General features: G+C 58.8%; 25 protein-coding genes. 17 read left to right on the top strand and 8 right to left on the bottom strand.

Annotation, left to right across the window (positions count from 1 at the left end):
- Positions 1-87 precede the first annotated feature (87 nt).
- A complete protein-coding gene (locus ACP7E0_RS01125; protein WP_426122407.1) occupies positions 88-1,110 on the bottom strand; it encodes a glycosyltransferase in 1,023 nt (340 codons plus the stop codon).
- A 340-nt stretch (positions 1,111-1,450) separates the two neighbouring features.
- On the opposite strand from ACP7E0_RS01125, the gene ACP7E0_RS01120 reads away from it, so the two are divergent.
- Entirely contained in the window at positions 1,451-2,245 is a 795-nt protein-coding gene (locus ACP7E0_RS01120) for a glycosyltransferase family 25 protein (RefSeq protein WP_426122406.1), read from the top strand.
- Between the two features lie 25 nt (positions 2,246-2,270).
- On the opposite strand, the gene ACP7E0_RS01115 is transcribed toward ACP7E0_RS01120, so the two are convergent.
- Together ACP7E0_RS01115 and ACP7E0_RS01110 are read right to left on the bottom strand one after the other, a co-directional pair.
- Positions 2,271-3,092: a polysaccharide pyruvyl transferase family protein gene (locus ACP7E0_RS01115; RefSeq protein ID WP_426122405.1), complete on the bottom strand. Its 822-nt coding sequence runs from the start codon at positions 3,090-3,092 to the stop codon at positions 2,271-2,273.
- A 68-nt stretch (positions 3,093-3,160) separates the two neighbouring features.
- Positions 3,161-3,904 (bottom strand): hypothetical protein, encoded by a 744-nt coding sequence (locus ACP7E0_RS01110; RefSeq protein ID WP_426122404.1) that lies wholly within the window; start codon positions 3,902-3,904, stop codon positions 3,161-3,163.
- A 262-nt stretch (positions 3,905-4,166) separates the two neighbouring features.
- Here ACP7E0_RS01110 and ACP7E0_RS01105 point away from each other — a divergent pair, with 262 nt between their 5' ends.
- Both ACP7E0_RS01105 and ACP7E0_RS01100 read left to right on the top strand, forming a co-directional pair.
- A complete protein-coding gene (locus tag ACP7E0_RS01105) occupies positions 4,167-4,907 on the top strand; it encodes a hypothetical protein (RefSeq protein ID WP_426122402.1) in 741 nt (246 codons plus the stop codon).
- A gap of 359 nt (positions 4,908-5,266) precedes the next feature.
- Complete coding sequence (locus tag ACP7E0_RS01100; RefSeq protein ID WP_426122401.1) at positions 5,267-6,199, top strand: hypothetical protein; 933 nt, start codon at positions 5,267-5,269, stop codon at positions 6,197-6,199.
- A gap of 58 nt (positions 6,200-6,257) precedes the next feature.
- On the opposite strand, the gene ACP7E0_RS01095 is transcribed toward ACP7E0_RS01100, so the two are convergent.
- Positions 6,258-6,725, bottom strand: a complete 468-nt coding sequence (locus tag ACP7E0_RS01095; RefSeq protein ID WP_426122400.1) for an Lrp/AsnC family transcriptional regulator — start codon at positions 6,723-6,725, stop codon at positions 6,258-6,260.
- 219 nt (positions 6,726-6,944) lie between these two features.
- Between ACP7E0_RS01095 and trxB the strand changes: the two genes are divergently transcribed.
- The 7 genes from trxB (at position 6,945) to ACP7E0_RS01060 (ending at position 13,614) form a co-directional block, all read left to right on the top strand.
- Positions 6,945-7,919 carry a thioredoxin-disulfide reductase gene (trxB, locus tag ACP7E0_RS01090; protein ID WP_426122399.1) on the top strand — a complete coding sequence of 325 codons (975 nt, stop codon included), beginning with the start codon at positions 6,945-6,947 and terminating at the stop codon, positions 7,917-7,919.
- A gap of 113 nt (positions 7,920-8,032) precedes the next feature.
- The gene (locus ACP7E0_RS01085; RefSeq protein WP_113245712.1) at positions 8,033-8,929 is read left to right on the top strand and encodes a LysR family transcriptional regulator VtlR; all 897 of its coding nucleotides are present in this window, start codon (positions 8,033-8,035) and stop codon (positions 8,927-8,929) included.
- A gap of 642 nt (positions 8,930-9,571) precedes the next feature.
- Positions 9,572-9,865 carry an ArsR/SmtB family transcription factor gene (locus ACP7E0_RS01080; protein WP_426122397.1) on the top strand — a complete coding sequence of 98 codons (294 nt, stop codon included), beginning with the start codon at positions 9,572-9,574 and terminating at the stop codon, positions 9,863-9,865.
- 71 nt (positions 9,866-9,936) lie between these two features.
- Positions 9,937-11,061, top strand: a complete 1,125-nt coding sequence (locus tag ACP7E0_RS01075; protein ID WP_426122395.1) for an alkene reductase — start codon at positions 9,937-9,939, stop codon at positions 11,059-11,061.
- Positions 11,062-11,219: 158 nt separating this feature from the next.
- Positions 11,220-12,020, top strand: coding sequence for an aminoglycoside phosphotransferase family protein (locus tag ACP7E0_RS01070; RefSeq protein ID WP_426122393.1), 801 nt, complete (start codon positions 11,220-11,222; stop codon positions 12,018-12,020).
- Between the two features lie 84 nt (positions 12,021-12,104).
- Entirely contained in the window at positions 12,105-12,629 is a 525-nt protein-coding gene (locus tag ACP7E0_RS01065) for a GNAT family N-acetyltransferase (protein ID WP_426122391.1), read from the top strand.
- A 43-nt stretch (positions 12,630-12,672) separates the two neighbouring features.
- Positions 12,673-13,614 (top strand): lytic transglycosylase domain-containing protein, encoded by a 942-nt coding sequence (locus tag ACP7E0_RS01060; protein WP_426122389.1) that lies wholly within the window; start codon positions 12,673-12,675, stop codon positions 13,612-13,614.
- A gap of 61 nt (positions 13,615-13,675) precedes the next feature.
- Here the strand turns inward: ACP7E0_RS01060 and ACP7E0_RS01055 are convergent, their stop codons facing one another.
- Positions 13,676-14,710: an NAD(P)H-binding protein gene (locus ACP7E0_RS01055; protein WP_426122387.1), complete on the bottom strand. Its 1,035-nt coding sequence runs from the start codon at positions 14,708-14,710 to the stop codon at positions 13,676-13,678.
- Between the two features lie 90 nt (positions 14,711-14,800).
- Between ACP7E0_RS01055 and ACP7E0_RS01050 the strand changes: the two genes are divergently transcribed.
- Positions 14,801-15,694 (top strand): LysR family transcriptional regulator, encoded by an 894-nt coding sequence (locus ACP7E0_RS01050; RefSeq protein WP_426122385.1) that lies wholly within the window; start codon positions 14,801-14,803, stop codon positions 15,692-15,694.
- Here the strand turns inward: ACP7E0_RS01050 and ACP7E0_RS01045 are convergent.
- Positions 15,679-16,878, bottom strand: coding sequence for an MFS transporter (locus ACP7E0_RS01045; protein ID WP_426122384.1), 1,200 nt, complete (start codon positions 16,876-16,878; stop codon positions 15,679-15,681). The two genes, ACP7E0_RS01050 and ACP7E0_RS01045, sit on opposite strands and share 16 nt — an antisense overlap.
- A 376-nt stretch (positions 16,879-17,254) precedes the next feature.
- Here ACP7E0_RS01045 and ACP7E0_RS01040 point away from each other — a divergent pair, with 376 nt between their 5' ends.
- Positions 17,255-17,563: a GIY-YIG nuclease family protein gene (locus tag ACP7E0_RS01040; protein WP_426123010.1), complete on the top strand. Its 309-nt coding sequence runs from the start codon at positions 17,255-17,257 to the stop codon at positions 17,561-17,563.
- A gap of 263 nt (positions 17,564-17,826) precedes the next feature.
- On the opposite strand, the gene ACP7E0_RS01035 is transcribed toward ACP7E0_RS01040, so the two are convergent.
- Positions 17,827-19,029, bottom strand: a complete 1,203-nt coding sequence (locus ACP7E0_RS01035) for a pyridoxal phosphate-dependent aminotransferase (protein ID WP_426122383.1) — start codon at positions 19,027-19,029, stop codon at positions 17,827-17,829.
- Between the two features lie 460 nt (positions 19,030-19,489).
- On the opposite strand from ACP7E0_RS01035, the gene ACP7E0_RS01030 reads away from it, so the two are divergent.
- The 5 genes from ACP7E0_RS01030 to ACP7E0_RS01010 all read left to right on the top strand — a co-directional run bounded on the left by ACP7E0_RS01030 (position 19,490) and on the right by ACP7E0_RS01010 (position 24,937).
- Entirely contained in the window at positions 19,490-21,841 is a 2,352-nt protein-coding gene (locus ACP7E0_RS01030; protein ID WP_426122382.1) for a marine proteobacterial sortase target protein, read from the top strand.
- Complete coding sequence (locus ACP7E0_RS01025) at positions 21,831-22,547, top strand: class GN sortase (RefSeq protein ID WP_426123008.1); 717 nt, start codon at positions 21,831-21,833, stop codon at positions 22,545-22,547. The genes ACP7E0_RS01030 and ACP7E0_RS01025 overlap by 11 nt, the downstream gene beginning before the upstream one ends.
- Positions 22,548-22,688: 141 nt before the next feature.
- Positions 22,689-23,585 (top strand): DMT family transporter, encoded by an 897-nt coding sequence (locus tag ACP7E0_RS01020; RefSeq protein ID WP_426122381.1) that lies wholly within the window; start codon positions 22,689-22,691, stop codon positions 23,583-23,585.
- 548 nt (positions 23,586-24,133) lie between these two features.
- Positions 24,134-24,349: a cold-shock protein gene (locus ACP7E0_RS01015; protein ID WP_037098666.1), complete on the top strand. Its 216-nt coding sequence runs from the start codon at positions 24,134-24,136 to the stop codon at positions 24,347-24,349.
- 144 nt (positions 24,350-24,493) lie between these two features.
- On the top strand, positions 24,494-24,937 hold the full coding sequence (locus tag ACP7E0_RS01010; protein WP_426122380.1) for a BA14K family protein: 444 nt from the start codon (positions 24,494-24,496) through the stop codon (positions 24,935-24,937).
- Between the two features lie 94 nt (positions 24,938-25,031).
- Here ACP7E0_RS01010 and ACP7E0_RS01005 read toward each other — a convergent pair whose 3' ends face one another.
- Positions 25,032-25,673 carry an MBL fold metallo-hydrolase gene (locus ACP7E0_RS01005; RefSeq protein ID WP_426122379.1) on the bottom strand — a complete coding sequence of 214 codons (642 nt, stop codon included), beginning with the start codon at positions 25,671-25,673 and terminating at the stop codon, positions 25,032-25,034.
- Between the last annotated feature and the right edge of the window lie 48 nt (positions 25,674-25,721).

Below are 25,721 nucleotides of genomic sequence, written 5' to 3'. Positions count from 1 at the left end.
CCCCGGCTTGACTGGGATACACTGTATTACGCTTTACTTGTCAACTCTGCGCTGGATGAATCCACTACTTTAGGTTGAGCTTAAGTCTCAAGGCTTGCGCTTGAACAGTTCGATATAGGCGTTGGCCACGGCCTCTTCCGAAAATTGTCCAACCAGCGTGTTGCGGCCGGCTTCGGCAATGCTTGCGGCCAGCTGCGGCTGGGCGATCAGCTGGTTGATTGCACGCGTGTACCCGGCAACATCGTCGATATCGACGAGCAGACCATTCTCGCCATCACGGACAAACCAGGACGGGCCTTCCGAACGTGAGGAAATGACCGGTTTTTTTTGCGCCCAGGCTTCAAAAATAACGTTGCCGAGCGGCTCGTGGCTGGATGGCATGACGAAGATATCCGCCGCCGCAACAAAAGGCCGGGTGTCCTTGTGCCAGCCGAGCAGGCGCACGCGGTTTTCCATCTTGTGCTCGCGGATAACCGCCTCGATTGCACCACGCTCTTCGCCATCGCCGGCGATCCACAAAACCGCGTCCGGGACCGCCGCCATAGCCTTGATCAGCAGGTGAAAGCGCTTGCGCAGGACGAAACGCCCCATCGTCATAACAATGGGTACGCCTTCATGCGTATTGACGGAGGCACGATCAATCGGCGCGACGGCCGTCGTGTCGGTGAAATTCGAGATCACCTCGACGCCGCGCGTCCAGCCGAGCTTACGCACGTGATCGCCGATGCTGGGCGTATTGCACACCAGAATGTCGGTATTCTTGAAATAACCGAGATGGGTCGGATAGTCGCCAAGCCGCGACAGTTTGATCGCGCCATTATAGGCGGGCATGAGCCGGGCGCCGCGGGTCGACCATGAAATGATCGCATCGACCTTGTCCTTCCGCGCCATCGACAGCACCTTCATCGGCAGCAGGATGCGATCGGCAGAAAGATTGCGGAAGTTGCTCTGAATGACACGTGCATGCGGCTCCACATCCTCGCGCCATCTGCGATTCCAGCGCATGACGGCTGTCTGCTCGACGCCGCGCCGCGCAAGCGCACCGACCAGATGCACGAAGAATTTCTCCGCGCCGCCATCCTTGCCGAAAATATACTGATGAACCCGCATTGGTCTTTATCCCGCACTTTGCTTTCTGCCGCCTGGAATACCTGAGCCGGCATCTATGGGCAGTTGCGCCCTTATCCTACCCTTGCCATAGCTGCACAAGGGCCTGCAACCCGTTGTCCAGCAAATCTTGGCTGCCCCGAGCTCTCGACCGGGCACACACGGTTTCCCCCGCAAGAACTTCCGATAATTCATCCCGCTCGGAATCCATACTTGTTATCCGCGGCTCAACCGCGATATTGCAAGCGGGGATGCCGTATATTACGTGCACGAACGCCGCAAAGTCCTGACAGAAAGCGGCGGCCGCGAACCTTGCGGCTTCTCCTGCGCCGGAAAGGGTAAAATGCAGTCGCTTGAAACCTACGTCATCAATCTGGATGGCAGCAATGACCGCCTTGAAGCCATCAGCGCGCGGCTCACCGATTTCGGCATCTCCTTTGAGCGCATATCCGCAGTCGATGGCCGGCCTCTCGATCTTTCGACGGTCGCAGATTACGATGAAGCGCATGCCGAACGCTACATGGGCCGCCGCCTCGTCGGCGGCGAAATCGGCTGCTACCACAGCCATTTGAAAGTCGCGGAACGCTTCCTGCAATCCGGCGCCCGCTATGCGCTGGTTCTGGAGGATGACGCGCTGCCGCTCTGCAATCCAGTAGAACTGCTGGAAAAGGCGCTTACCGATCTGGATGCGATCGATCCCAAATGGCTGCTGATCAATATCGGTAACAGCAAGCTGAAGATCGCTACACCGCTGAAACGCTACGAGATCGGCGGGCATCAATGCGAGCTTGTCGCCGCCCATTATTTTCCGATGACGACCAGCGCCATCGTCTGGTCGCGCGAAGGAGCCCGGCTTTTCGTCGAGCAGCACCGCAAGATATTCGCGCCAGTGGACAACTATTTCCGCCATTGGCTGACCCGCACCGGTCACGGCTATTCCTTTACGCCACCGCCGGTAACAACGACCGAAGCGGCGAGCCAGATTCTTGCAAGTGCTGGACGCGGCAGAAAGACCAACAAGCGAAAATGGTTCTACGGCCTGACCAAACAGCGGCGATTGATGCAGGACAAGTTCATTGCCTACGTTCACAAGAAGCGATTTCGCCCAGCGCAAGCCCCAAAGCATGGGAATGCCTGATATTCACAGATGTTCCAAATCCGGGTCAGCGAAAGGGGAACGACTGAAGGAGAGCGCTCATTCGCTCTGGCGAAGGCACGGACGCAGCCCCATCGCGGACGCCATGTTTGAAGCCTGACAGAAAAGTTTCGAAGTCGATTGGCCCCGCGATAGGCGCGCCACGACAGCTGAAATAGTCGATGAACTTGAAACCATCGCCTTTCAATTCACCATGCGGCTCCATCCAGCAGGACGGAATATCGTAGGCGTCAGCAAGAATGAGCCCATGCAAGCTACTGGAAACGATATAATCCGAGGAGGAGATCTGATCGGTGATCTGTTTCGGATCCCCCAGCAGGTTCAGTATCTTCCAGTGTTTGGGCAGGCTTGCGCCATACCGGGAGACAAAATTCTGATAGGTGACGAAATGAGGGATGATCGCTACCTCGGCAGTCGAGGTCACTTTCTTGGGCCAAATCAGCGGTAAAAGCAGCGCTGGATCGCCGAGTGCCACGGGTCTTTCAGGCGCAACTCTCGCCTTGGTCAGTTCACCGCGCACCGCGTCGATAACAAGTTGCTGCGGCCACAGAGCTTCCGTACCCGAACTGATGAACCCTGCCCCCCAGACATGCAATGTTCTCCAGGGACGTTTATGCAAAAATCCCAGCTTATCCTTGTGGTGCTGCTTGTAGTAGATGTCCAGAAGGCTACCGACACCGAGCAGCTCAGCTTCTGACTCTTTTACATATACCGGTTCACACGAGAACAGCTCACGGAGAAGGTCGGCCATCAGGTTGTCGCCGTAGTTCTCAGCTGATTTACCGAATTCCTGCCCAACGGAAGCGGCAAAAACCTTTACTTTTCGCATTTCCTTTCAACCTTTCCAAATAGCGGCAGGTCATGTCAGGATGCGGTCATTCCGGTTTTGTGCAGCCACTACGAAATCTGGCTGGCGCCGGCACTCCAAACACTTTTCCCGTCGGCTATGATCTTCGCGATATCCCTGTTTTTCCGCCACTCGCGGCCGGTATCAACGATCAGTTCGGGCTGGTTTACCCCCGGCATAACCCGGCATCGGAATTGCCGCACATATCGATGCAGGGGCATGTTATGGGGCGGTCTCATCTGTCTTTCCGGATCCAGATCCGGATTCATGAGAGTTGAGCATTGGCGGATAAACTCCGAGGAGAAGAATGAAGGGCCTGTGCCAAACATATTGTATCTCCTGCGCCACAGCGTCATACCGGCTATACCGAACTTCCGCTTTCCCGTGTGAAACTGGTCAATACCATTCCACTTGTCTTCTTTGCAGACCAGCTTCGCTGCTCTGGTGGCACCCTCAAACAGAGGCAGGACATTGTGAGGGGTTATGCTCTCGAGCGCAAGCCAGTCATCTTCCAGGTGAAAGACCAGCGGTGACTGCACCTGCGCCCAAACCGTTTTCACGGCCTGGCCGAAGCTAGGCGTATGTGGCTCTGTTATCCGCGCACGCGGGAAATAATCGAGGATCATGTCGCGGCAGAGCCGGCCGTCTTCTTCATCACCACAGAAAGGGTCGATGTTTGCGTAGCAGTTATCGATGCTGAAGTGGCGGAAAAGATTTCTCTCGAACGAGTGGAGCGTATCGTAGAGCAGTTCCGGCCGCCGTCCACAGATGAGAGCGATGTCAATCTTTTGCATGAATGTCCTTGAAACAGGAAAGTCCTGACGATACGGCAAAGCGCCAAGCTTCCCTGATCACAGCAGAAATGCAGCAACAGAACATGCCGGCAGCCATCTTCGCGCGAAAGCGAACACGCTGAATTTCCCATATATTCAGCCGATTAGGTCGAAAAATCAATACGATCGACCATTCCGCGCGGCGATTGACTTACACTATCCATATCCTTAATTGAAGAAAAAACCGCCCGCTCGCAACATCTGCACCACGCCAGGATCTATCATGACAGCCATTGAACTGACCATTGTTGCTACCCGACGGCCGGATCTTCTTGCCGCGACAATGGAGAGTTTCCAGGCTAGACTCCTAAAGAACTTCATGATTTCCCGTGTCTCGATCAACATAGACCCATTGTGGGGCGATGATCAGGATGAAGCGCAGTGCTGCGACATCATGCGCAGATACTATCCTGAATGCGTGATCTACACGCCAGAAAAGCCGGGTTATGCAGCCGCCGTGGAGCGACTCTGGTCAAAATCGACAGGCGAAGTCCTATTTCATCTGGAAGATGACTGGAATCTCGCCGAGGACATCGACGCATCGATCCTCGGATTTTTTTCAGATCCGGCAACAGCCGAGATCTCGTTGATATGCAAGGAAAAAAACTGGGACATCAGCAAACGTGGCGTCTATCACTATGCTAAAGTGAAATACAATGTCTGCGGTCTGGACCTTCCTTTGTATCGGAAAGTGCCCTCATTCACCGTCAGCCCGTCGTTTATCAGGGGAGATTTCGCTCGCCGATGGGCCAGCTTGATGGACCTGAGCCTGGATCCGGAAAAACAGGCCCGCTCAAACAAAAACCCGGCCCTGACGCGCTATGTCTCGCCCTTCAGAAACTACGTTTATACCGGAAAATCCGTCTACAACATCGCGGTCGACATCGGGCGGGATTGGCGTGACACCAGAAATATCAAAAAATCTATCGTGGACGGCACGTCCCACTGGTCGCCCCAGAAGTAGTGGCTGGAAAGCCCACAGCAACATCTCAGCCCACGCGCTTCTTCTAGCGGATCATCAGCGTGGTGCGGACTGCAGAGGTGTGTCCGCTGGCAGTCAGCACCTCGATGACCAAGTCTTGGAAAATCACCAGATCCCCCGGTCATGCAGGAAAGAAGGAAATCGCTTCTGCTCGAGATTACCCGGGCTGGAGAACGAGTGGCGAAGCATTCGCTGTGGAGGCAAAGGCTTTGAGGGCAGCTTGGCGTTAACACTTCACGCCGAAATTAACGGTAAGCACTGCAGTTTTGTTCAATTGCAATAGAATTGACAGAGGCGTTCTTATAACGCTTTCACCAGCACCAACAACGAGACCACTCGATATGACCGCGCGCATGAGTATCCGCCCATTGGGAAACATGGGAAACCAGATGCTGCAGTATATGTTTGCCCTTAGCGTAGGCGATCAGGCCGGTAAAATGGAGATATTCGGCCAGAATCTTCCATTGTGGAACATCAAAGCGCCCGTACCCCCTGATTTTTCACCAAAACCTTTGATTTTTCGTGGTCAAAATTACATCGATGCTACCCAGTTGGCCAATTTGATCCGTGCCGGAAAAATACGCGACTGCGAAATGCACGGCCTGGGCTTCCAGATGAGCAACTACGGCACACGCCAACGATACGAGGCCGTGTTTAACGCCGAGACAGTTGATGCCGTGGGATACGGGCCTGAGCATGTGGTCATCAACGTTCGCGGAGCTGAAATCCTCGACCGGAAACACGATGACTACGGCCCGGTGCCTCTCTCGTTCATCGACCAGGTTATCAAGACCTCCGGCGCAAAGCCGGTGTTCATGGGGCAGTTGGGCGATGATTTTTATTCGCAGCGGCTCCGGGAACGGTATGCTGGCTCGATCTTCCAGCCGAGCCGGGGGGCCTTGATCGATTTCGAAGTGCTGCGCCGGTCTCACCAGATCGCTATTGCCGTCAGCACATTTTCCTGGGTTGCGGCCTGGCTGTCGAAGGCCCAGATTATTCATGTGCCGCTGTCCGGCCTCCTCAACCCGCGGCAGAGACCGGACGTCGATCTTCTGCCTGAAAATGATGAGCGCTATCGTTTCTACGAATGCACCCCACGCCGCTGGACCGCAAGTGCGGAGGATATTGAGTGCCTTTGGGCGCCCCGCCAGCATCAGCAACTCGACGCAGCGCAAATTCGCCAGTTGAAGGCGGCTGCTCGCCGCAAAACAGCGCCAGCGAGAGTTTGGAGAAGCATCCGAACTAACGCGCGGGCTAGGCTAGGACCAACCTGAACCATCCTTGTTCGCTTCACGGAAAGCACGGGGACATTCTACGCGCGAATTCGGAGCCTTAAATCGCTACCAGCCCAACGCTCTTAACTTGGCGGATCGTCAGCATGGTGCGCACGGTATCGACACGTTCGTTGGCGGTCAGCACCTCGATGACGAAGTCCTGGAAGACCGTCAGGTTTTCCGAGACGCAGTGCAGGAGGAAATCGCTTTCGCCTGAGACCATCCAGGCCTGGCGGACCAGCGGCCAGGCATTCGTCGCGGCGGCAAACGCCTTGAGGTCCGCTTCCGACTGATGCTTCAGACCGACCATGCAGAAAGCCACCAGATCGAAACCGAGCGAAGGTGCGCTGAGCAGGGCGTGATAACCCTTGATGACGCCCCCCTCCTCCAGCTTGCGAACACGCCGCAGGCATGGAGGAGCGGAGATTCCTACCTTCTGCGCGAGCTCGACGTTGGTCATACGCCCGTCACCCTGCAGTTCGCGCAGGATCTTTATATCGATGGCATCCAGCTCAGTGCGAAACACGTGCGCCCCTTGTTCAATATGAGTCGGCCATATCTGCCCGAAATTGGGCCTAACTCGCAAGAAAATTTCGCGATGGCGATAAAAAAGTGCGCAGGCTCAGCATGTACTGTTGGTAAAGTCGGACCCGCACTTGAATATGAAGGGCCTGCGTTCATAAATGTAGGCTTCACCGACGACGGATAATCCGTGCGCATGCACGGGAAAGACAGGACCTGGCCCATGACTGCCCGACACACCAAAGTTCTCATCATCGGCTCAGGCCCGGCCGGCTATACCGCTGCCATCTATTCGGCGCGCGCGCTGCTCAATCCGGTTTTGATCGCCGGCATGGAACAGGGTGGCCAGTTGATGATCACCACCGATGTCGAGAACTATCCGGGCTATGCCGATCCGGTCCAGGGACCGTGGATGATGGAGCAGATGCTGAAGCAGGCGCAGCATGTCGGCGCCGAAATCGTCAACGACCTCGTCACCGATGTCGATATGTCGGTGCGCCCGTTCCGGCTGAAGACCGACAGCGGCACCGACTGGACCGCCGACGTCTTGATCATCGCGACCGGTGCCAAGGCGAAGTGGCTGGGCATCGAGAGCGAGCCGGTCTTCCAGGGGTTTGGGGTTTCGGCCTGCGCCACCTGCGACGGCTTCTTCTATCGCAACAAGGACGTCATCGTCGTCGGCGGTGGCAATTCTGCCGTCGAGGAAGCGCTCTACCTGTCCAACCTCGCCAAGACCGTGACGGTGGTGCACCGCCGCGATCATTTCCGCGCCGAAAAGATCCTGCAGGAGCGGCTGTTTGCCAAGCCGAACGTAAAGATCATCTGGGATCATGAAGTGACCGAATATACCGGTGCTGCCGCCAAGCCGCCGATGCCTGCCTCGGTCAGCGGCGTCAAGCTGCGCAACACTAGGACGGGTGCAACGAGCGACATGCCGATCGACGGCGTGTTCGTGGCCATCGGCCACGCGCCGGCGGTCGAACTGTTCAAGGACAAGCTGCGCCTGAAGCCGAACGGCTATCTCTGGACGGCGCCGGATTCGACGGCCACGGATGTGGCTGGTGTCTACGCGGCCGGCGATGTGACCGACGATATCTACCGTCAGGCGATCACCGCTGCCGGAATGGGCTGCATGGCCGCTCTTGAAGCTGAAAAATATCTGGCGGGCCATATGCCTGTCGCAATTGCGGCCGAATAGAAGCCGCGAAGAATGGGAGCGGTCAAAGGCCGCTCCTGAGTGGGAACAGACAATCAGCCTTATGGCGGAAAACACCAGGCCGTTTTCCGCCACGAGCACCTTTGGGGGACACCATGCCGCTAGACTGGGACAAATTGCGCATTTTCCATGCGGCGGCGGAAGCGGGATCGTTCACCCATGCGGCCGACAAGCTGCACCTGTCCCAATCGGCCATCAGCCGCCAGGTGAGCTCTCTGGAGCAGGATGTCGGCATCAAGCTGTTTCACCGCCATGCCCGCGGCCTGATCCTCACCGAACAGGGCGAAATCCTCTATCGCACCGCCCATGAAGTGCTGATGAAGCTGGAAAGCGTCAAGGTCCAGCTGACCGAAAACACCGACAAGCCGTCCGGCAAGCTGCGCATCACCACGACGGTGGGTCTCGGCCAGGGCTGGCTGACCGACAAGGTGCAGGAATTCCTGTCACTTTATCCCGACATGCAGGTTCAGCTGATCCTCGACAACGAGGAACTGGATGTGAACATGCGCCATGCCGATTGCGCCATCCGGCTGCGCCAGCCGCAGCAGTCCGACCTTATCCAGCGCAAGCTGTTTACCGTGCACATGCACGTCTATGCGGCGCCCTCCTACATCAACAAGTTCGGCGAGCCGCAGTCGGTCGAGGATCTGGATAACCACCGGATCATCACCTTCGGCGAGCCGGCCCCCAATTATCTTCTCGACGTCAACTGGCTGGAGATCGCCGGACGGGATTCGGACAATCCCCGCCCCTCGCACCTGCAGATCAACAGCCAGACCTCGATCAAACGCGCCTGCCTACTCGGCATCGGCATCGCCATGATGCCGGACTACATCGTCGGCCGCGATCCCGGACTTATTCAACTTCCGATCGGTGCCGAGATTCCGTCCTTCGATACCTATTTCTGCTATCCGGACGAGATGAAGAACGCTGCCAAGCTGAAAGTCTTCCGTGATTTCATCGTCGCGAAGGCCCGTAACTGGGCCTTCTGATGCGTCCTTCGCACTTGCACAAAAAACGTTCTCTACCTTTCCCCTAGACAAACTATTGTTTTAACTGATTTTTTTCCACATCCCCAGCTTTGAGGGGCGTGCAAGGAATTGAAATCGCCTGAAAATTGCGCAGTAGTGCGTCCCACACATGGCTGTCATGCATATTAAATGATTGCGAGTAGCCCAAAAAACCATCATACCGACTGCAGCTGATGCATCTTGGTGGCTTTTTTCCTCCCAGTGCCACCGCAGCAGCTGTTCCCCTCTGGAGGTTTAATTACCTTCATAACTATAAAGGGCCCAAGTTTTTCTTGTGGCCCTCTTTTTTTGCCCAGATTTCAACCGCGTCCCTATGGTTGCAATATTTTCTTGGCATGCGGCATTGAATTTTTCCAACACCCTTCCCACATCCAATTCAGCTGATGCACATGGTGGTCCTTTTCCTCCCAGTGCCACCGCAGCAGCTGTTCCCCTCTGGAGGTTTTATAACCTTCACATCTAAAAGGGCCCTGTCCTCCAGTGGCCCTCTTTTTTTGCCCAAATTTCCCTTCCCAAACATCTTTCACAAAGACGTGACTTGAATATCGGCAAATACCGATCTACATATCGTTATATCGGAATTTAACGATACAGAGTAGACCGATGGACAAAGACGAAATCTTGAAAGCCCTGGCGCATCCCAAGCGCATCGAGATGCTCGGCTGGATGAAAGAGCCCGAAGTGCATTTCTCCAGCCAGCATCATCCACTGGACATGGGTATCTGCGCCAGCCAGTTTGAGCGCTGCGGCCTGTCGCAATCGACTGTCTCGGGCCATCTGTCGATCCTGCAGCGTGCCGATCTGGTCACCACCAAACGTGTCGGCCAATGGATTTTCTACAAGCGGAACGAAGACACAATCGAAGCGTTCCTGAAAGACATCGGCAACACGCTCTGACAAGCAGCCTTGTCCAACGTTTTATCCTCCCAAGATAAACATCCCCCCGCAGAAAACGAAAAGGACTTCCCATGACTTCCCTCTTCGACCCGATCAAGATCGGCGACATCGAGCTTGCCAACCGCATCGTGATGGCGCCGTTGACGCGCAACCGCTCGCCGGGCGCCGTCCCGAACACACTCAACGTCACCTATTACGAACAGCGCGCCTCAGCCGGTCTCCTGATCACCGAGGCGACCGCCATCACCCATCAGGGCCAGGGCTATGCCGACGTTCCCGGCCTCTACACCAAGGAAGCGCTGGATGGCTGGAAACAGGTGACCGCGGCCGTGCACAAGGCCGGCGGCAAGATCGTCGTGCAGATGTGGCATGTCGGCCGTATCTCGCACACGACGCTGCAACCGAACGGCGGCAAGCCGGTGTCGGCATCCGCCATCCAAGCGAAGTCGAAGACCTATCTGATCAACGAAGACGGCACCGGCACGTTTGCCGAGACATCCGAGCCACGTGCGCTCGAACTCTCGGAAATCCCGGGCATCATCGAAGATTACCGCAAGGCCGCCCGCGCGGCGATCGATGCCGGTTTTGACGGCGTCGAGATCCATGCCGCCAACGGCTACCTCATCGACCAGTTCCTGCGCTCAGGCTCCAATGTCCGCACCGATGAATATGGTGGCCCGATCGAAAATCGCGCCCGCTTCCTGTTTGAAGTCGTCGACGCGATCACCAAGGAAATCGGCGAAGGCCGCACCGGCATCCGCATTTCGCCAGTGACGCCTGCCAACGACTCGTCCGATCCCGACGCGCAAACATTGTTCACCTATGTCGCCGAGGGACTGGCCAAGTACAAGCTGTCCTATATCCACATCATCGAGGGCGCGACCGGCGGCCCACGCGACTTCCAGCAGGGCGACAAGCCATTCGACTACGTAGCGCTCCGCGACGCCTATGAAAAGGCCGGTGGCAAGGCCGCTTGGATGACCAACAACGGTTACGACCGCGATCTCGCGATCCAGGCCGTCACGGACGGCAAGACCGACCTCGTCGCCTTCGGAAAGCCGTTCATCGCCAACCCGGATCTGGTCGAGCGCCTCAAGGACAACGCGCCACTCAACACACCGGACCAGGCCACCTTCTACGGCGGCGGCGCCAAGGGCTATACGGATTATCCGGTGCTTGAGCAGCAGGTCGCTTGAACATCCCCCTCCCCTTGAGGGGGAGGGTCGGCACGTAAGTGCCGGGGTGGGGTGATTTTCAGCGTGCTGCAATCCATTATAGCGCTCGCGGCGGTCACCCCCACCCGCCGCGCTGCGGCGACCTCCCCCCTCAAGGGGAGGTAATCGAAAGAAGCGCAATGTTCGACCATTTCATCCAGGCCTGGGCGCTCGTACCGGACGGTACCCCCGTCGTCACCCACTCCAGTCACCTCCTCCCCGTCCGCTGGCAAGGCCTTCCCGCGATACTGAAGGTTGCGACCATAGCCGAGGAATCACGCGGCGGTTTGCTGATGCGATGGTGGGATGGCGAAGGCGCCGCCAAGGTCTATGCCCATGACGGTGATGCGATCCTGCTTGAGCGGGCGCAAGGCAAGCGCTCGCTGCTGACCATGGCGATGAACGGCGACGACGACGCCGCAAGCCGGATGATCTGCGAGACTGTTCGCACACTGCACAGGCCGCCTGCAAAACCCCATCCCGAGCTTGTTTCCCTCGATATCTGGTTCCGTGCACTGGAAGCCGCATCTTCAGCCCATGGCGGCATGTTCAGCACCTCGGACGCTGTCGCAAAAGCGCTGCTTGCGGAGCCCCGCGAAGTCGGCGTGCTGCATGGCGATATCCATCACAGCAATATTCTCAATTTCGAAGACCGGGGCTTTCTGGCGATCGACCCGAAGGGCTTGTTTGGCGAGCGTGGCTACGATTATGCCAACCTGTTCTGCAATCCGGCCCTGCCGAGGACGAAGGACCCCGCAAGACTGCGCCGCCAGCTTCCCATCGTAGCAAAGGAATCCGGCCTTGCGCCCGAACGGCTGCTGCGCTGGATCATCGCCTATGCGGGCCTTTCCGCTGCCTGGTTTCTCGAGGACGGCGGCGATCCGGCACCGGCTCTTCATGTTGCCGAAATCGCTGCTGCGGAGTTGAACAAGGGTGCCTGAACAGTTTCCGCCGATCCTTGATTTACCGACTGTACAACACCGATCTCGCGGCTTAGAGCTTCGGAAAATTGCTGGAGACCCCTGATGCACCTGCGCGACGCCGAAGAGACCGACCTGCTTGCCATCCGCGACATCTACAATGATGCCGTGCTCAACACGACGGCGATCTGGAACGACACGCAGGTGGACCTCGAAAATCGCGCCACATGGTTCACTGAGCGCAGGCGTCTCGGCTATCCGGTGCTGGTGGCGGTGACCGATGACGGCACGATTGCCGGTTATGCCTCCTTCGGCGACTGGCGCGCCTTCGACGGTTATCGCCATACGGTCGAGCATTCGGTCTATGTCGAGAAGAACCAGCGCGGCGGCGGTATCGGCAAGCTCCTGATGCAGGCCCTGATCGAGCGGGCTGCGGCTTGCGACAAGCACGTGATGGTCGCCGGCATCGAGGCCAACAATGCAGCCTCCATCCGCCTGCATGAAAAGCTCGGCTTCGAGATCACCGGCCAGATGAAGGAAGTCGGCACCAAGTTCGGTCGCTGGCTGGACCTAACCTTCATGCAACTGACCCTGCCCGAGAAAACAAAAGCGTCTCCCGAAACCGCCTGATCGATGCTATCAAGGGCCGTCGAAGCGAATGGTCCCCGAGCGGATGAAGCACAAAAGACGGCGGTACGAACGGGCTTGGTGGGCAACGCTGATTGCCGCCTTCTTGCTCGTCGGGACGTTTTCGCACGCTCCGAGCGCCATCGCGCAGCCGGAGTGGCGCGCGCCGCCCTGTGTCTATTCTACAAATACCGGGACGGCGACGCTCTGCGTCCGCGCCCGCAGCTATAGCCGTGACATCTGCACCGCACTTGGCCATTTCGCCGAAACCAATGCGCTGCCGCCCGATTTCTTTGCCCGGCTGATCTGGAAGGAAAGCCTGTTCCGGCCGGATGCGGTGAGCCCGAAGGGTGCCGAGGGTATCGCACAGTTCATTCCCTCGACCGCCAAGCTGAGAGGCCTCAATAACAGCTTCGACGCGCTGGAAGCCTTGGGGAAATCGGCCGAGTATCTCGATGTGTTGCGCGACCGCTTCGGCAATCTCGGCTTTGCCGCCGCCGCTTACAATGCCGGTGAAGGCGGGCTGAGCAGCTTTCTGGCAACCGGCAATCTGCCGTCTGAAACCCGCGCCTATGTGCTCGCCATCACCGCCCATCCGATCGAGGAATGGAAGGACAATCCGCCGGCAGCGCTTGATCTCAGGCTCGACAAGGGTAAATCCTTCTACGATGCCTGCACGGCCCTTGCCGACAAGCGGCGCCTCAAGGAGGTAGAATTCGAGGAGGAAGGCACCTGGGCACCCTGGGGCGCGCAATTGTCAGCGCATTTCCAGAAGTCCGTGGCGCAGCGGCTGTTTCTCACCACCGTCAGCCGCATGCCCTCACCGCTCAATGCGGAGAAGCCGCTGATCCAACGCGAGCGCAACCGGGCTTTTGGCAACCGGCTGCGCTATACCGCCCGCATCGGCCGCCAGACGCGGGCCGACGCCGACGCCGTGTGCACGCAAATCCGTACGACCGGCGGCGCCTGCATCGTCTTCAAGAACTGACTTGCCTTTCAGGCAACAGCCCGCCCCGCGCGGCAAGACCGGCGGGGTGCAGCGCAAGCGCTCATGCCGTCACCTCGCCCGTCTCGCCCTGACGAGGCGCCGGCAAAGCCCTTTGCGGTATCGCCAGTTCCGGCGGCAGGCAGCCAAGGGCGGCCAGCGAGGCGCGGACGGCCTCGTCGATCGGGGTCCAGGGTTCGGCGCCGATGGCGGCAACCAGCCGGTCATTGGGCATGCGCAACGGCTCCTGCCAGATGTAGCGCATCTCCCGCAGCTCTTTCAGCAACGGCACGAAAGGTGCTGCGAACGGCATCATCCACCAGGGGAACGCCTTGACCTTCATGTTCGGGTTGCCGCTGGCGCGGCGGATCGCGGCGACCAGACGTGTGCCGTCCTCATCCCAGAAACCCTGCATGTGATAGACGGCGAAGGGTGCCAGCGTTTCGCGGCGGTCGATGAGGCGCGCCATCGTCTCGGCCACATCAGGCAGATAGGCCCATTGATGGCCGGTGCCCTTGCGGCCCGGATAGGTGACGCTGGCCACCGGTTTGCCGGGTGTGACCATCCCTTGCGAAAACCAGCTATTGGCAGCGCCCGGACCAACGAAATCCCCTGCCCTGACGATGATGACGCGAACGCCCTCTTGCGATGCGGTTTCCAGGCGCCGCTCCATCTCGGCGCGGATCTTTCCCTTGGCGGTTACGGGGTTCTGTGGCGATTTTTCGTGGAGCAGTGGAAAGGCGTCGGGGCCGAAATTGTAGATCGTGCCGGGCAGCAGAACCGTGGCACCGGTTGCCTTGGCCACCGCGATCGTATTGTCGATCATCGGCAGGACCAGCGTGCCCCAATTACGGTAGCCCGGCGGGTTGACGGCATGGACGATCAGGCTTGCTCCACGGGCTGCGGCAAGCACATCGTCCGCCCGCATCGCATCGCCCTGCACCCAATCGAAATGCTCGCTTTTTGCGGCCGCCTTGGCGGGATCGCGATGGAGCGCACGGATCGCCCAGCCACGGGCCTTCAAGTTACGGGCAACCGCGCCTCCGATACCGCCGGTGGCGCCGAGGATAAGAGCAATCTGTTTTGCATCCTCAATCATATCTGATCTCCTTGTTCGACGGAGATCATCCTGAACTCTTTCCAATTAAACGGAATTGCCGAAAAATATTTAGATGATATACAAAAATAGATGAGCAACAGTGAACCCAGCTGGGATTTCTACCGCACCTTCCTGACCGTGCTGCAGGAAGGATCGCTGTCCGCTGCCGCGCGCGAACTGGGGCTGACGCAGCCGACCATTGGCCGGCATATCGATGCGCTGGAAACCATCATGGGCTTCCAGCTGTTCATCCGCTCGCCGCAGGGGCTGATTCCGACGGAGGCGGCGATCGATCTGAGATCGCATGCCGAACAGCTGGCCTCGAACGCGGCCGCTCTGCTGAGGGCCGCGACCGGACAGGGCAGCGGTGTGCGCGGCACCGTGCGGATCAGCGCCAGTGAAGTGATCGGCATCGAGGTGCTGCCACCGATGCTGACCGCGCTCAGTGAGCGGTATCCGGACCTCGTCATCGAGCTGTCGCTGTCGGATGCCGTCGAAGACCTGTTGCGCCAGGAAGCCGATATCGCCGTGCGCATGGTCGAGCCGCAACAGGACGCCTTGATCACTCGCCGGATCGGCGGCATTCCGCTGGGACTGCACGCCCACCGTCGCTATCTCGACAAACACGGTATGCCGGACAAGCTGGAAGACCTGTTTGATCACCGGACCATCGGCTTTGACCGCGAAAGCGCATTTGTCCGGGCCATCCGCAGGCGCGTGCCGCTGATCGAGCTGATGCGTCCCTCGTTTCGCGCCGACAGCAATCTGGCCCAGCTGGCGGCCATCCGCGCCGGCTTCGGCATCGGCGTCTGTCAGGTTCAGCTCGCCAGGCGTGATCCGGATATCGTGCGCGTGTTCGAACAGGAGTTCGAACTGCCGCTCGAAACCTTCGTCGTCATGCACGAAAACCTGAAAACCACGCCACGATGCCGCGCCACCTTCGATGCGCTGGTGGAGGGATTACTGGCCTACATCGGCAGATGATCGGACGGCACGCCGCCGGCTGGAGCCTGCACCAGCCCTTGCGATCCCCGCCGCGGTGCCAGCGCCTTCACCGAAAACAGCGCATAGATGATCAACGGCAGGCAGACGAGATAGGATGTGCGGATGCCGGCATGTTCAGCAATGAAGCCGAGCAGAGGAGGCGCGAGGAAGAAGACGATGAACGTCACCTGCCCGAGCGCTGCGACATTCACCTGTGCTGGCCTGTCGGTGCGCTGGGCAGCGGCCGAGACCGCCAGTGGATAGACCGCACTGCAGCCGCCGCCCATCAGGGCGAAACCGAACAGCGCGATATAGGCATGTGGCGCCAGCCAGACGGCGGTGAGACCGATGGCCGACAGGACCAGCAAGACCGAGGCGACGTTGCGGGCGCCGAACCGGTCGACGACCGGATCGATGAACAGCCGGGCGATCGCCATGAAGAAGGTGAACAGCGTCAGCCCGAGACCGCCAATGAACGGCTCGACGGCAAAGACGTCGCGCATGTAGATCGCCGACCAATCGATGCCCGCGCCTTCGACGAGGAAGGCGGCGATGCCGATGATGCAGAGCGGCAAGAGGCCAAGGGTCGGCACGGCAAACAGCGGCGCCTTTGCCTCATGCGACACGGCGCGGGCCGGCGCATTGCGGATGCCCGATATGGCAAAGAGGCCGACGGCCAGCACGACGGCGAACGTCACCGCGAGATGAAGCTGCATCGGGATTTCGCCCTGGCGCACGAAAGAGGCAATCAGCGCGGTAACGAAAAACCCGAGGCTCCAGAAACCATGCGCCCTGTTCATGATGCCACGCCCGAGCCGCGCTTCGAGCCGGTCGATCTCGACATTGAGATTGATTTCAAGCGCGCCGGCAAGCAGACCGGCGACAAAAAGCACACAGAACACCAGCGGCGCGGCACCGACCCAGGGAACGATCGCAAACGAAGCGGCCGTGCCGAGAATGGTGATGAAGGCCGTGGTCCGCGCGCCAAGGTGTGCGATCAGCGGCGAGGAGAATGTCAGCGAAATCAGCGCCCCGATCGCCATGCCGATCAGCGTCAGCCCGAGCTCAGATTTATTGACCCCAAGCGCCACCTGCAGATCCGGCATGCGGGCGAGCAACGCGCCGAGCGACACGGCAAACAGGAAGAAACAGGTATAGATCCTGTGATGCGGCGCAATGGTCATGACGGGGCTCCTCGATAGGCCGTTGTGTACCGGGAATTGGGCTGAAGCGGAAGCCGCTTGGCCTGTTCGGTGCCCCGATTTTCCGCTCGGTGGCTAGATGTTGCTACTTGAGGCAAAGTTTCCCGAGTGTGCGTATATTTCGCATTATCTGCTTGGTTTGTAACAGCTTGCGCGAAGCCGCACACCCTCTCCGCCTCTGCCACCTTTCACCCGGTCATCCCAATTTTCCCCTCATTACCGGGCTTGTCCCGGTAATCCAGCCACGCGACGTCCGTCGTGTGAGAGGAATCTTTAAGCACCGCAGACGCCGTGCTGCTGGATTACCGCCACAAGGGCGGTAATGAGGGGTACGGGGGTATCTTGAAAAATTGCTGCAATTAGCCATGATACACGCAGGAAGGGTTACGTCTACATTCTCGCATCCCAACGCAACGGAACGATTTATACCGGCGTCACCCGGGACCTGCCCGGCCGGATTTTCGAACATCAAAACAACCTGACGCCCGGATTTACATCCCGGTATGGCGTGAAAACGCTGGTTTGGTTTGAGGAGTATGATCTTTTGATTGACGCGATCCAGCGCGAAAAGAGCATCAAGAAATTTACCCGGAAATGGAAGCTCAACTTGATTGACGCAATGAACCCGAATTGGGCGGATATTTCGCACTATCCGCACGGGTTGTGACAGCCTGAGCGAAGGGCTCCCACAACATCTTCTGTTTTCAAACAAAGAATCCCCACTCCCTCATTACCGGGCTTGTCCCGGTAATCCAGCCACGCGACGTCCGTCGCGTGAAAGGAGTCTTTCAGCACCGCAGACGCGGTGCTGCTGGATTACCACCACAAGGGCGGTAATGAGGGAGTTTGGTGTTTGGCCATCACCACCGTTGAAAACCCAACAAAAAACCCGCCGTTTCCGGCGGGCCCGTTGTCGTTCAGTGGAGCTGCTTACTTGCAGGCGCCGCAGAAGCGCTGGATGCGCTTGCAGGCTTCCTCAAGCAGTTCTTCCGAGGTCGCGTAGGAGATACGGAAGTTGGGACCGAGGCCGAAGGCCGATCCGTGAACGACGGCGACGCCTTCGGATTCGAGCAGTTCGGAGACGAAGTCTTCGTCGGTCTCGATGACCTTGCCCGACGGCGCAGTCTTGCCGATCAGGCCCTTGCAGGACGGATAGACGTAGAACGCACCTTCCGGCGACGGGCACTCGATGCCCTTGGCCTGGTTGAGCATCGACACGACGAGGTCGCGGCGGCCTTCGAAGATTTTCTTGTTTTCCGGAATGAAGTCCTGCGTACCGTTGAGCGCCTCGACGGCAGCCCACTGGGCGATCGAGCAGGCGCCCGAGGTCTGCTGGCCTTGGATCATGTCCATCGCCTTGATCAGCGACAGCGGCCCGGCCGCATAGCCGATGCGCCAGCCGGTCATGGCATAGGCCTTGGAGACGCCATTCATGGTCAGCGTCCGGTCATAGAGTTTCGGCTCGACTTCAACCGGAGTGGCGAACTTGAAGTCGCCATAGGTCAGGTGCTCGTACATGTCGTCGGTCAGGACCCAGACATGCGGGTGCTTCAAGAGCACGTCGGTCAGGGCCTTCAGTTCGGCATGGCTATAGGCCGCGCCCGACGGGTTGGACGGCGAGTTGAAGATGAACCACTTGGTCTTGTCGGTGATCGCCTTGTCGAGGTCTTCGGCGGTCAGCTTGAAATTGTTGGCCTGGGTCGCTTCGACGAACACCGGCGTGCCGCCGCAGATCGACACCATCTCGGGATAGGAAACCCAGTAAGGTGCCGGGATAACGACTTCATCGCCCGGATTCATCGTCGCCATGAAGGCGTTGAAAAGAATCTGCTTTCCGCCGGTGCCGACGATCGTCTGGGCAGCCGAATATTCGAGGTTGTTTTCGCGCTTGAACTTCTTGGCGATCGCCTCGCGCAGTTCGGGGATGCCGGAAACCGGCGTGTACTTCGTCTCACCGCGGTTGATCGCGTCGATCGCAGCCTTCTTGATATTATCAGGCGTATCGAAATCCGGCTCTCCGGCGCCAAGCCCGATCACATCGCGGCCCTTGGCTTTCAGTTCCCGGGCTTTTTGGGAAACGGCGATGGTGGCGGATGGCTTTACACGGGAAAGGGCGTCGGCAAGAAAGGCCATGATATGTTTATCCTGATCAGGTTGAAACAGCATGCGGCCAATGGAGCGGCTCTGCCAGGCTCCATAGCGGTTAGGTGTATGTCGAAAGACCGCCCCGGTTTCAAGCGCAAATGCCCTTAAAAATCGGCAAAATGCGTAACCATGACAATGTTTCATCAGTGACATCACCGGTTTCTATGAATCACTTTGTCGGCTCAGCCGCGCAGAGGCCTGAAACGACTCTGCTTTTTGAACCCGGCTAAAGCGAAATGCCGGACCCCAGCGGCGGCGGGAACATGAGAATCAAGAACGTTTCTCCACTGAGATTTATTCATCAAAAACAATCGCTTTCGCCGATTTCCACAACGCCTTGATTTGGTCACAACAAATGCCTTGGCCTGCCGCAATTCCGTCCTTGTGCAGCCGATTTCGGAGCCTTTTCTGGAGGTAGACGAATCCATGTGCGCCGAGGGGGCCTGCAATGCTTCTGAACACCGAAAACACGGCCAAGCCGCCGAGCCGCATGACCGGGCGGCAAATCGAGTATCTGATCGTGGCGATGCTTGTTGCCGTCACACTCGCTCTGCTGTTCGTGATGGGATTTTTCTCGCATGCCATGGCCGAGACGAACGGAAGCAAGCCGCAGCGCTTTGCCGGCTATGTGCGCCCCAACGACATGGGCACGGGCGCCCTGCTCTTCCCGTCCAAGGAACCGGGATCGTTCGTCGAGGCACCGCGGCTTGCGAGCGATGTGGTCATCGACGTCAACGGCCCGATCGTCCGCACCCGTGTCACCCAACGCTTCCAGAACCCGAGCAAAGGCTGGGTCGAGGGCACCTATGTCTTTCCGCTGCCGGAAAATTCCGCCGTCGATACGCTGAAAATGCAGATCGGCGACCGCTTCATCGAGGGTGAGATCAAAGCCCGCGAAGAGGCCCGCAGGGTCTACGAGGAAGCCAAGGCGGAAGGCAAGAAGACCGCCCTTCTCGAGCAGCAGCGTCCCAACATCTTTACCAACCAGGTGGCCAATATCGGTCCCGGCGAAACCATCGTCGTGCAGATCGAGTACCAGAGCAGCGTCGACCAGTCGGGCGGCGAATTCTGGCTGAGGTTCCCGATGGTGGTGGCGCCGCGCTACAATCCCGATCCGATCGTGCAGACGGTCGATCTCGATCCGAAGTCCGGCTATGCCGTCAACGATCCCGTTCCGGACCGCGACAAGATCACGGCCCCTGTGCTTGATCCCGCTGAAAATGCCAGGATCAATCCGGTGACATTGACGGTCAATCTCAATGCCGGATTCCCGCTCGGCACTGTCACCTCGCCTTTCCATCAGACCGAGATGCAGACGGTCGATGACATGGCCCGCAAGATTTCGCTGAAGGGCGGCAGCGTACCGGCCGACAAGGATTTCGAACTGAGCTGGAATGCCATCGCCGGCAAGACGCCGAATGCGGGCCTGTTCCGCGAAACGCAGAACGGCAAGACCTATCTGCTCGGTTTCGTCACGCCTCCCACCGCATCCGCTGCAACGGAAACCCCAGCGAAACGTGAAGTCGTCTTCGTCATCGACAATTCCGGATCGATGGCCGGGCCATCGATCGAGCAGGCGCGTGACAGCCTGGCGCTAGCGATCTCGAAACTGCGGCCGGAAGACAAGTTCAACGTCGTCCGCTTCGACGACACGATGGAGGTGCATTTCCCCTCGCTCGTCCAGGCAACGCCGGACGAGCGCGAGAATGCCATCGCCTTCGTTCGCGGCCTGACCGCCGATGGCGGCACCGAAATGCTGCCGGCACTGGAAGCTGCTCTTCGCACCCAGGGCCCAGTCGAGCCCGGCGCCCTGCGGCAGGTGGTGTTCCTTACCGATGGCGCGATCGGCAACGAGGCGCAGCTGTTCGAGGAGATTTCGAAGAACCGGGGCGATGCCCGCGTCTTCACCGTCGGCATCGGCTCGGCGCCCAACACGCATTTCATGACCAAGGCCGCAGAACTCGGCCGTGGCACCTTCACGCTGATCGGCTCGGAAGACCAGGTCGCAGCGCGCATGGGTGAGCTGTTCGCCAAGCTCGAAAATCCTGTGATGACCGACATTGCCGTCAGCTTCGATGGCGCCAATGCGCAGGATATCACCCCGAACCCGATGCCGGATCTCTATCGCGGCGAGCCGGTGGTGTTGACGGCGCAGCTGGACGGCGCCACGCCTGCAGGAAAGCTGCAGATCACCGGCAAGACCGGCAACCAGCCCTGGCGGATCGAAATGGATGTCGCCAAGGCCTCCGAAGGAAATGGCATCGCCAAGCTCTGGGCCCGCCGCAAGATCGACGATCTGGAAGCCAATGCCTATGCGGTGAACGATGCGGCCGCGCTCGACAGAGAGATCGAGAGGGTGGCGCTGGCCAATCACCTGGTCTCCCGCGTCACCAGCCTTGTCGCCGTTGATGTCACGCCGTCACGTCCGGCCAACGAGCCTGTCGCCAGCACCGACATGCCGCTCAACCTGCCCGAGGGCTGGGATTTCGAGAAGGTCTTTGGCGAAAAGCCAGAACAGGCCATTCCGGAAGGCCAGCGCAAGGCATCGCTGGAACAGGGCGAACAGCAGGCAATGATGGTCGCCGACCGGATGGCCGCAGCCCCGACGGCGCGTGCCGCCAGCATGATTGCCGACGCGGGCAAACAGGTAGACCTGCCGCAAACGGCAACGCTGGCCGACCGGCATATCCTGATCGGCCTGATGCTGCTTGCCTTCGCCCTGATGGCAGCGACAACCTTCAGCCTGTGGCGCTGGCAGCTGCGTGGCCTGGTTTCGGAGGCGCGTGACCGTGTACGATAAGCCCGGCAACGATGCAAGCCCAGAGCAAGGACAGGGCAAGGAAGGGGGCGCCAGCTTTCTGGCGCGCCTCAATCCGCTGGAGACCGTGGTTCTGGCCGGGATCCTGCTGATCGCGCTCGCCGGCCTGATGCTGGTCGGCAAAGGCTTTTACATGAAGGCCAAGTCGGAGTTTTCCCAGGTTCTCCTCAAACGCAGCTTCGAGGCGCAGCTACAGGGTGAAACCAATGCCAAACCCTGGCCCTGGGCCGACTTCTCCACCGAAGCGGAAATCACTGCCCTTCGGATCGGTAAAACGGCGGTCGTGCTTTCCGGCGCCAGCGGCGAGGCTCTGGCCTTTGGTCCGGCGCGACTGGCCAATACCCCGGCGCCGGGTGAACTTGGCACATCGGTCATCGCCGCCCATCGCGATACGCATTTCCGCTGGCTGAAAGACGTCAAGCAGGGCGACCTTCTGGTCATTACCCGCAAGGATGGAACCAACCTCACCTTCCGCGCCGGCGCCAGCCGCATCGCCCGCTGGGACGAGAGCGGCATTAACGCCGATGCGCCCGGCCGCAATCTGGCGCTCGCCACCTGCTGGCCGTTCGATGCCACCGAGCAAGGCCCCCTTCGCTATATCGTCAATGCCGAACTTGTTGCAGATGCCGTTGAAGCGAAAGGTTCGATGGCGGAAGGCCTCCCCCTTTCGCCGGCACGATCCTTCTGATTGTGACCTGCGCGAGTGGTCTTCGTGCCCTTGCCTGTTTTTGATGCAAATGCTAGCCGGAACGTCATCACAACCTGACACGCATGCCTGAAATCGTTCCGATGCGAGGCCTTCCGTGCCGAGCCATCCGGAACCGATATCGTGACCCGCATCCAGGCCAATCTCTTCCTGCTCGTGTCCGGCGCCATCTGGGGTGCCGGTTTCGTGGCGCAATCGACAGCGATGGATTCGATTGGTCCGATGTGGTTCATCGGCCTTCGATTTGCCATTGCAACCGCAGTCGCGGCACCGTTGGCTTTGTGGGAGCACCGCAAAGCACAACAGCCGATACCGGGATCCGGCATCCGCAATTTCCTCTGGATCGGACTGGCGCTGTTTGCCGGCGCGATGACCCAGCAGCTTGGCCTCCTGACGACCAGCGTCACCAATTCCGGCTTCCTGACTGGGCTCTACGTCGTGTTCGTGCCAATCCTGACGGTCGTGTTCCTGCGCCGCAAGCCGCACTGGATCATCTGGCCGGCTGCCGGATTGGCGCTATTGGGCATCTTCCTTCTCAGCGGCGGCACGCTTGCCGGCCTCAACAATGGTGATTTCCTGACGATCATCTGCGCTGCCTTCTGGGCACTTCAGGTCATGCTGGTCGGCATTTTCGTCGGCAGTACCGGCCGGCCTATGCCGCTGTGCGTGGTACAATTTGCCGTTTGTGCCGTTCTCGGCTGCTTGGCCGGGGCGATTTTCGAACCGCTCGATATGGCCGCCATCACCAACGCCCTGCCCGAAATCCTCTATGCCGGTTTCTTTTCCAGCGGCATCGGTTTCATCTGCCAAGTCGTCGGCCAGCGCTACACGACGGCGCCGCAGGCAGCGATCTTCCTGTCGAGCGAAGCATTGTTTGCCGCGCTGCTCGGCGTTCTGCTGCTCGGGGAGACCATTACCACGATTGGTTACATCGGTTGCGCGACGATCTTTGCCGCCATGTTGATCGCCGAGATCGTCCCCGAATTGACCAAAGCGAAGCGCGCCACAGCCGGCGCATGATACCTCGTCAGCGGTAAGGGCGCGGTTTTCTCGACACCGGGTATATTTCACTGGTAGCAGGCAAGTACCACGTTTTATCAAACGGTTAATATTTAAAATCCCGAAGGGATTGGCTGGCGTTGCCTTGGCCTTCTGCGACCCTCTCCGTCGCAAACAGCTCAAAAAATTCGCACTACCAGCCAAATGACAATATTTTCAATAGCTTGCAGTATATCAGCCGAAGAACCGCATTTTTCGGCAGTTGATTGCTTTTTAAACAAACCAAAACGGCACACTTGCTTCAAAAAACTTTTGCTTGCCAATTTAAAATAAACACAGCAAGCTTACTGTGTTCGGGCAATTTGCGAACACGGGAAGACCTTTATATTAACGCGCGCCGGAGACGCACAATGTTCCGGGCAGTCGGGCAAAGACGGAGTTTTTCGATGACTGGCTGCAATAACAGGACCCTTTCCTCATAATCGAGAACTGCCTGCCGCACGCCCTTTTGGGGCAAAACACTGTAATGCTGCCCGCCGCATCCGGGCAGAGGAAAAAGGACCTGACGCATGGCCGAGACTGGCATTGTTAAATTCTTCAACACCGACAAGGGCTTTGGTTTCATCAAGCCGGACAATGGTGGCGCAGACATCTTCGTGCATATTTCCGCAGTCCAGGCTTCGGGCCTGAACGGACTGTCCGAGAACCAGAAGGTCAGCTTCGACACAGAACCGGATCGCCGCGGCAAAGGTCCGAAGGCGGTCAACCTGCAGGTCTCGGGCTAAACAGCCCGCTTGCTGCAAACAGATTCACGTTGAAGCCCGGCCTCGTTGCCGGGTTTTTTCATTCAGCCTGCATTCAGTTTCGCCGTATTAATCTGTCTCCATCATCAAGGACTGAATTGTCCGGCCGAAAACAGGATCGAATCAATGAACAAGGTTATCAAAGCTGCCGTTCTTGCCCTCGCCACCGCAGCGACGGTCATCCCGACAGTGTCGTCCGCCCAAGCTGAAGACTGGGGCCGCCGCGGCTACCGTCATGGCGGCTACGACAGGGACTATCGCCGTCACAACAATGGCGACGCCGTAGCGCTGGGCGCACTCGGTCTTGCCACCGGCGTGATCATTGGCGGCGCGATTGCCAGCCAGCCGCGTTATCAGGAACGGGTCTATATCGATCCGGAGCCCGAATATTACGAGCCGCGCCGGGTCTATCGCCGCCCTCGCCCCGTCGTTGTTCAGAACTACGGTGGACTGGAGCCTTGGACACCCGGCTGGTACCGGTATTGCTCGCAGCGTTACCGCTCGTTCGATTCGCAGTCGGGCACGTTCCGCGGCTATGACGGCCGGGATTATTTCTGCCAGGCCGGCTGAGACTAACAGTAATACTTCAATGAAAAAGGCACGTGCTGATCTGCACGTGCCTTTTTTGCTGTCTCTGCCTACGGCACAGTGTCGATGCTGGCCGTTACAAACCGCGCAGATAGGGGTTGGTCCGGCGCTCCTCGCCGATCTGGCCGCCCGGGCCATGACCGCAAATGAAGCCGACATTATCGCCGAGCGGCAGTATCTTGTCGCGAATGGAATCGAGCAACTGCTGGTGGTTGCCACCCGGCAGATCGGTACGGCCGATGGAGCCGCGAAACAGCACATCGCCGACATGGGCAAAACCCTGCTCGCGATTGTAATAGACCACATGGCCGGGCGCATGGCCGGGGCAATGCAGCACCTCGAAGACATGCTCGCCGAAGGAGACGGTGTCGCCATCCTCCAGCCATTGATCCGGCAGGATATTCTCGACCTTCATCGCCAATCCGAACTTTTCAGCCTGCGTCTCCAGCTTTTCGAGCAGGGGCAGATCGTCCTTGTGCGGGCCGATAATATCGAGGTTCAGGGCTTCTTTCAGTTCCTTGGCGCCGCCGGCATGGTCGATATGGCCATGGGTCAGCCAGATCGCCTTCAGCGTGATGCCGTTTTCCTTGATGGTCTGCAGGATGAGATCGACATCGCCACCCGGATCGACGACAACGCCTTCCTTGGTTTCGGTATCGAACAAAACCGTGCAATTCTGCTGGAAATGGGTAACCGGGATAATGCCCGCCTGTAACATGGAGCCGTGCCTCGCTGTCTCACTCGTAGGACAGCATATAGGATGGAC

It is taken from the genome of Pararhizobium sp. PWRC1-1 (assembly GCF_049897905.1).
GTDB lineage: Bacteria > Pseudomonadota > Alphaproteobacteria > Rhizobiales > Rhizobiaceae > Pararhizobium.
This window is presented reverse-complemented; position numbering and strand designations above follow the sequence as displayed.

Excerpts from the sequence above, each read along its gene's own strand:
- ACP7E0_RS01125 (WP_426122407.1), bottom strand. The coding sequence starts at position 1,110 with ATGCGGGTTCATCAGTATATTTTCGGCAAGGATGGCGGCGCGGAGAAA.
- ACP7E0_RS01065 (WP_426122391.1), top strand. The coding sequence starts at position 12,105 with ATGCACCTGCGCGACGCCGAAGAGACCGACCTGCTTGCCATCCGCGAC.
- ACP7E0_RS01070 (WP_426122393.1), top strand. The coding sequence starts at position 11,220 with ATGTTCGACCATTTCATCCAGGCCTGGGCGCTCGTACCGGACGGTACC.
- ACP7E0_RS01035 (WP_426122383.1), bottom strand. The coding sequence starts at position 19,029 with ATGGCCTTTCTTGCCGACGCCCTTTCCCGTGTAAAGCCATCCGCCACC.
- ACP7E0_RS01115 (WP_426122405.1), bottom strand. The coding sequence starts at position 3,092 with ATGCGAAAAGTAAAGGTTTTTGCCGCTTCCGTTGGGCAGGAATTCGGT.
- ACP7E0_RS01050 (WP_426122385.1), top strand. The coding sequence starts at position 14,801 with ATGAGCAACAGTGAACCCAGCTGGGATTTCTACCGCACCTTCCTGACC.
- ACP7E0_RS01005 (WP_426122379.1), bottom strand. The coding sequence starts at position 25,673 with ATGTTACAGGCGGGCATTATCCCGGTTACCCATTTCCAGCAGAATTGC.
- ACP7E0_RS01085 (WP_113245712.1), top strand. The coding sequence starts at position 8,033 with ATGCCGCTAGACTGGGACAAATTGCGCATTTTCCATGCGGCGGCGGAA.
- ACP7E0_RS01010 (WP_426122380.1), top strand. The coding sequence starts at position 24,494 with ATGAACAAGGTTATCAAAGCTGCCGTTCTTGCCCTCGCCACCGCAGCG.
- ACP7E0_RS01030 (WP_426122382.1), top strand. The coding sequence starts at position 19,490 with ATGCTTCTGAACACCGAAAACACGGCCAAGCCGCCGAGCCGCATGACC.
- ACP7E0_RS01045 (WP_426122384.1), bottom strand. The coding sequence starts at position 16,878 with ATGACCATTGCGCCGCATCACAGGATCTATACCTGTTTCTTCCTGTTT.
- ACP7E0_RS01060 (WP_426122389.1), top strand. The coding sequence starts at position 12,673 with ATGAAGCACAAAAGACGGCGGTACGAACGGGCTTGGTGGGCAACGCTG.
- ACP7E0_RS01055 (WP_426122387.1), bottom strand. The coding sequence starts at position 14,710 with ATGATTGAGGATGCAAAACAGATTGCTCTTATCCTCGGCGCCACCGGC.
- ACP7E0_RS01105 (WP_426122402.1), top strand. The coding sequence starts at position 4,167 with ATGACAGCCATTGAACTGACCATTGTTGCTACCCGACGGCCGGATCTT.
- ACP7E0_RS01015 (WP_037098666.1), top strand. The coding sequence starts at position 24,134 with ATGGCCGAGACTGGCATTGTTAAATTCTTCAACACCGACAAGGGCTTT.
- ACP7E0_RS01075 (WP_426122395.1), top strand. The coding sequence starts at position 9,937 with ATGACTTCCCTCTTCGACCCGATCAAGATCGGCGACATCGAGCTTGCC.
- ACP7E0_RS01080 (WP_426122397.1), top strand. The coding sequence starts at position 9,572 with ATGGACAAAGACGAAATCTTGAAAGCCCTGGCGCATCCCAAGCGCATC.
- ACP7E0_RS01110 (WP_426122404.1), bottom strand. The coding sequence starts at position 3,904 with ATGCAAAAGATTGACATCGCTCTCATCTGTGGACGGCGGCCGGAACTG.
- ACP7E0_RS01120 (WP_426122406.1), top strand. The coding sequence starts at position 1,451 with ATGCAGTCGCTTGAAACCTACGTCATCAATCTGGATGGCAGCAATGAC.
- trxB (WP_426122399.1), top strand. The coding sequence starts at position 6,945 with ATGACTGCCCGACACACCAAAGTTCTCATCATCGGCTCAGGCCCGGCC.
- ACP7E0_RS01100 (WP_426122401.1), top strand. The coding sequence starts at position 5,267 with ATGACCGCGCGCATGAGTATCCGCCCATTGGGAAACATGGGAAACCAG.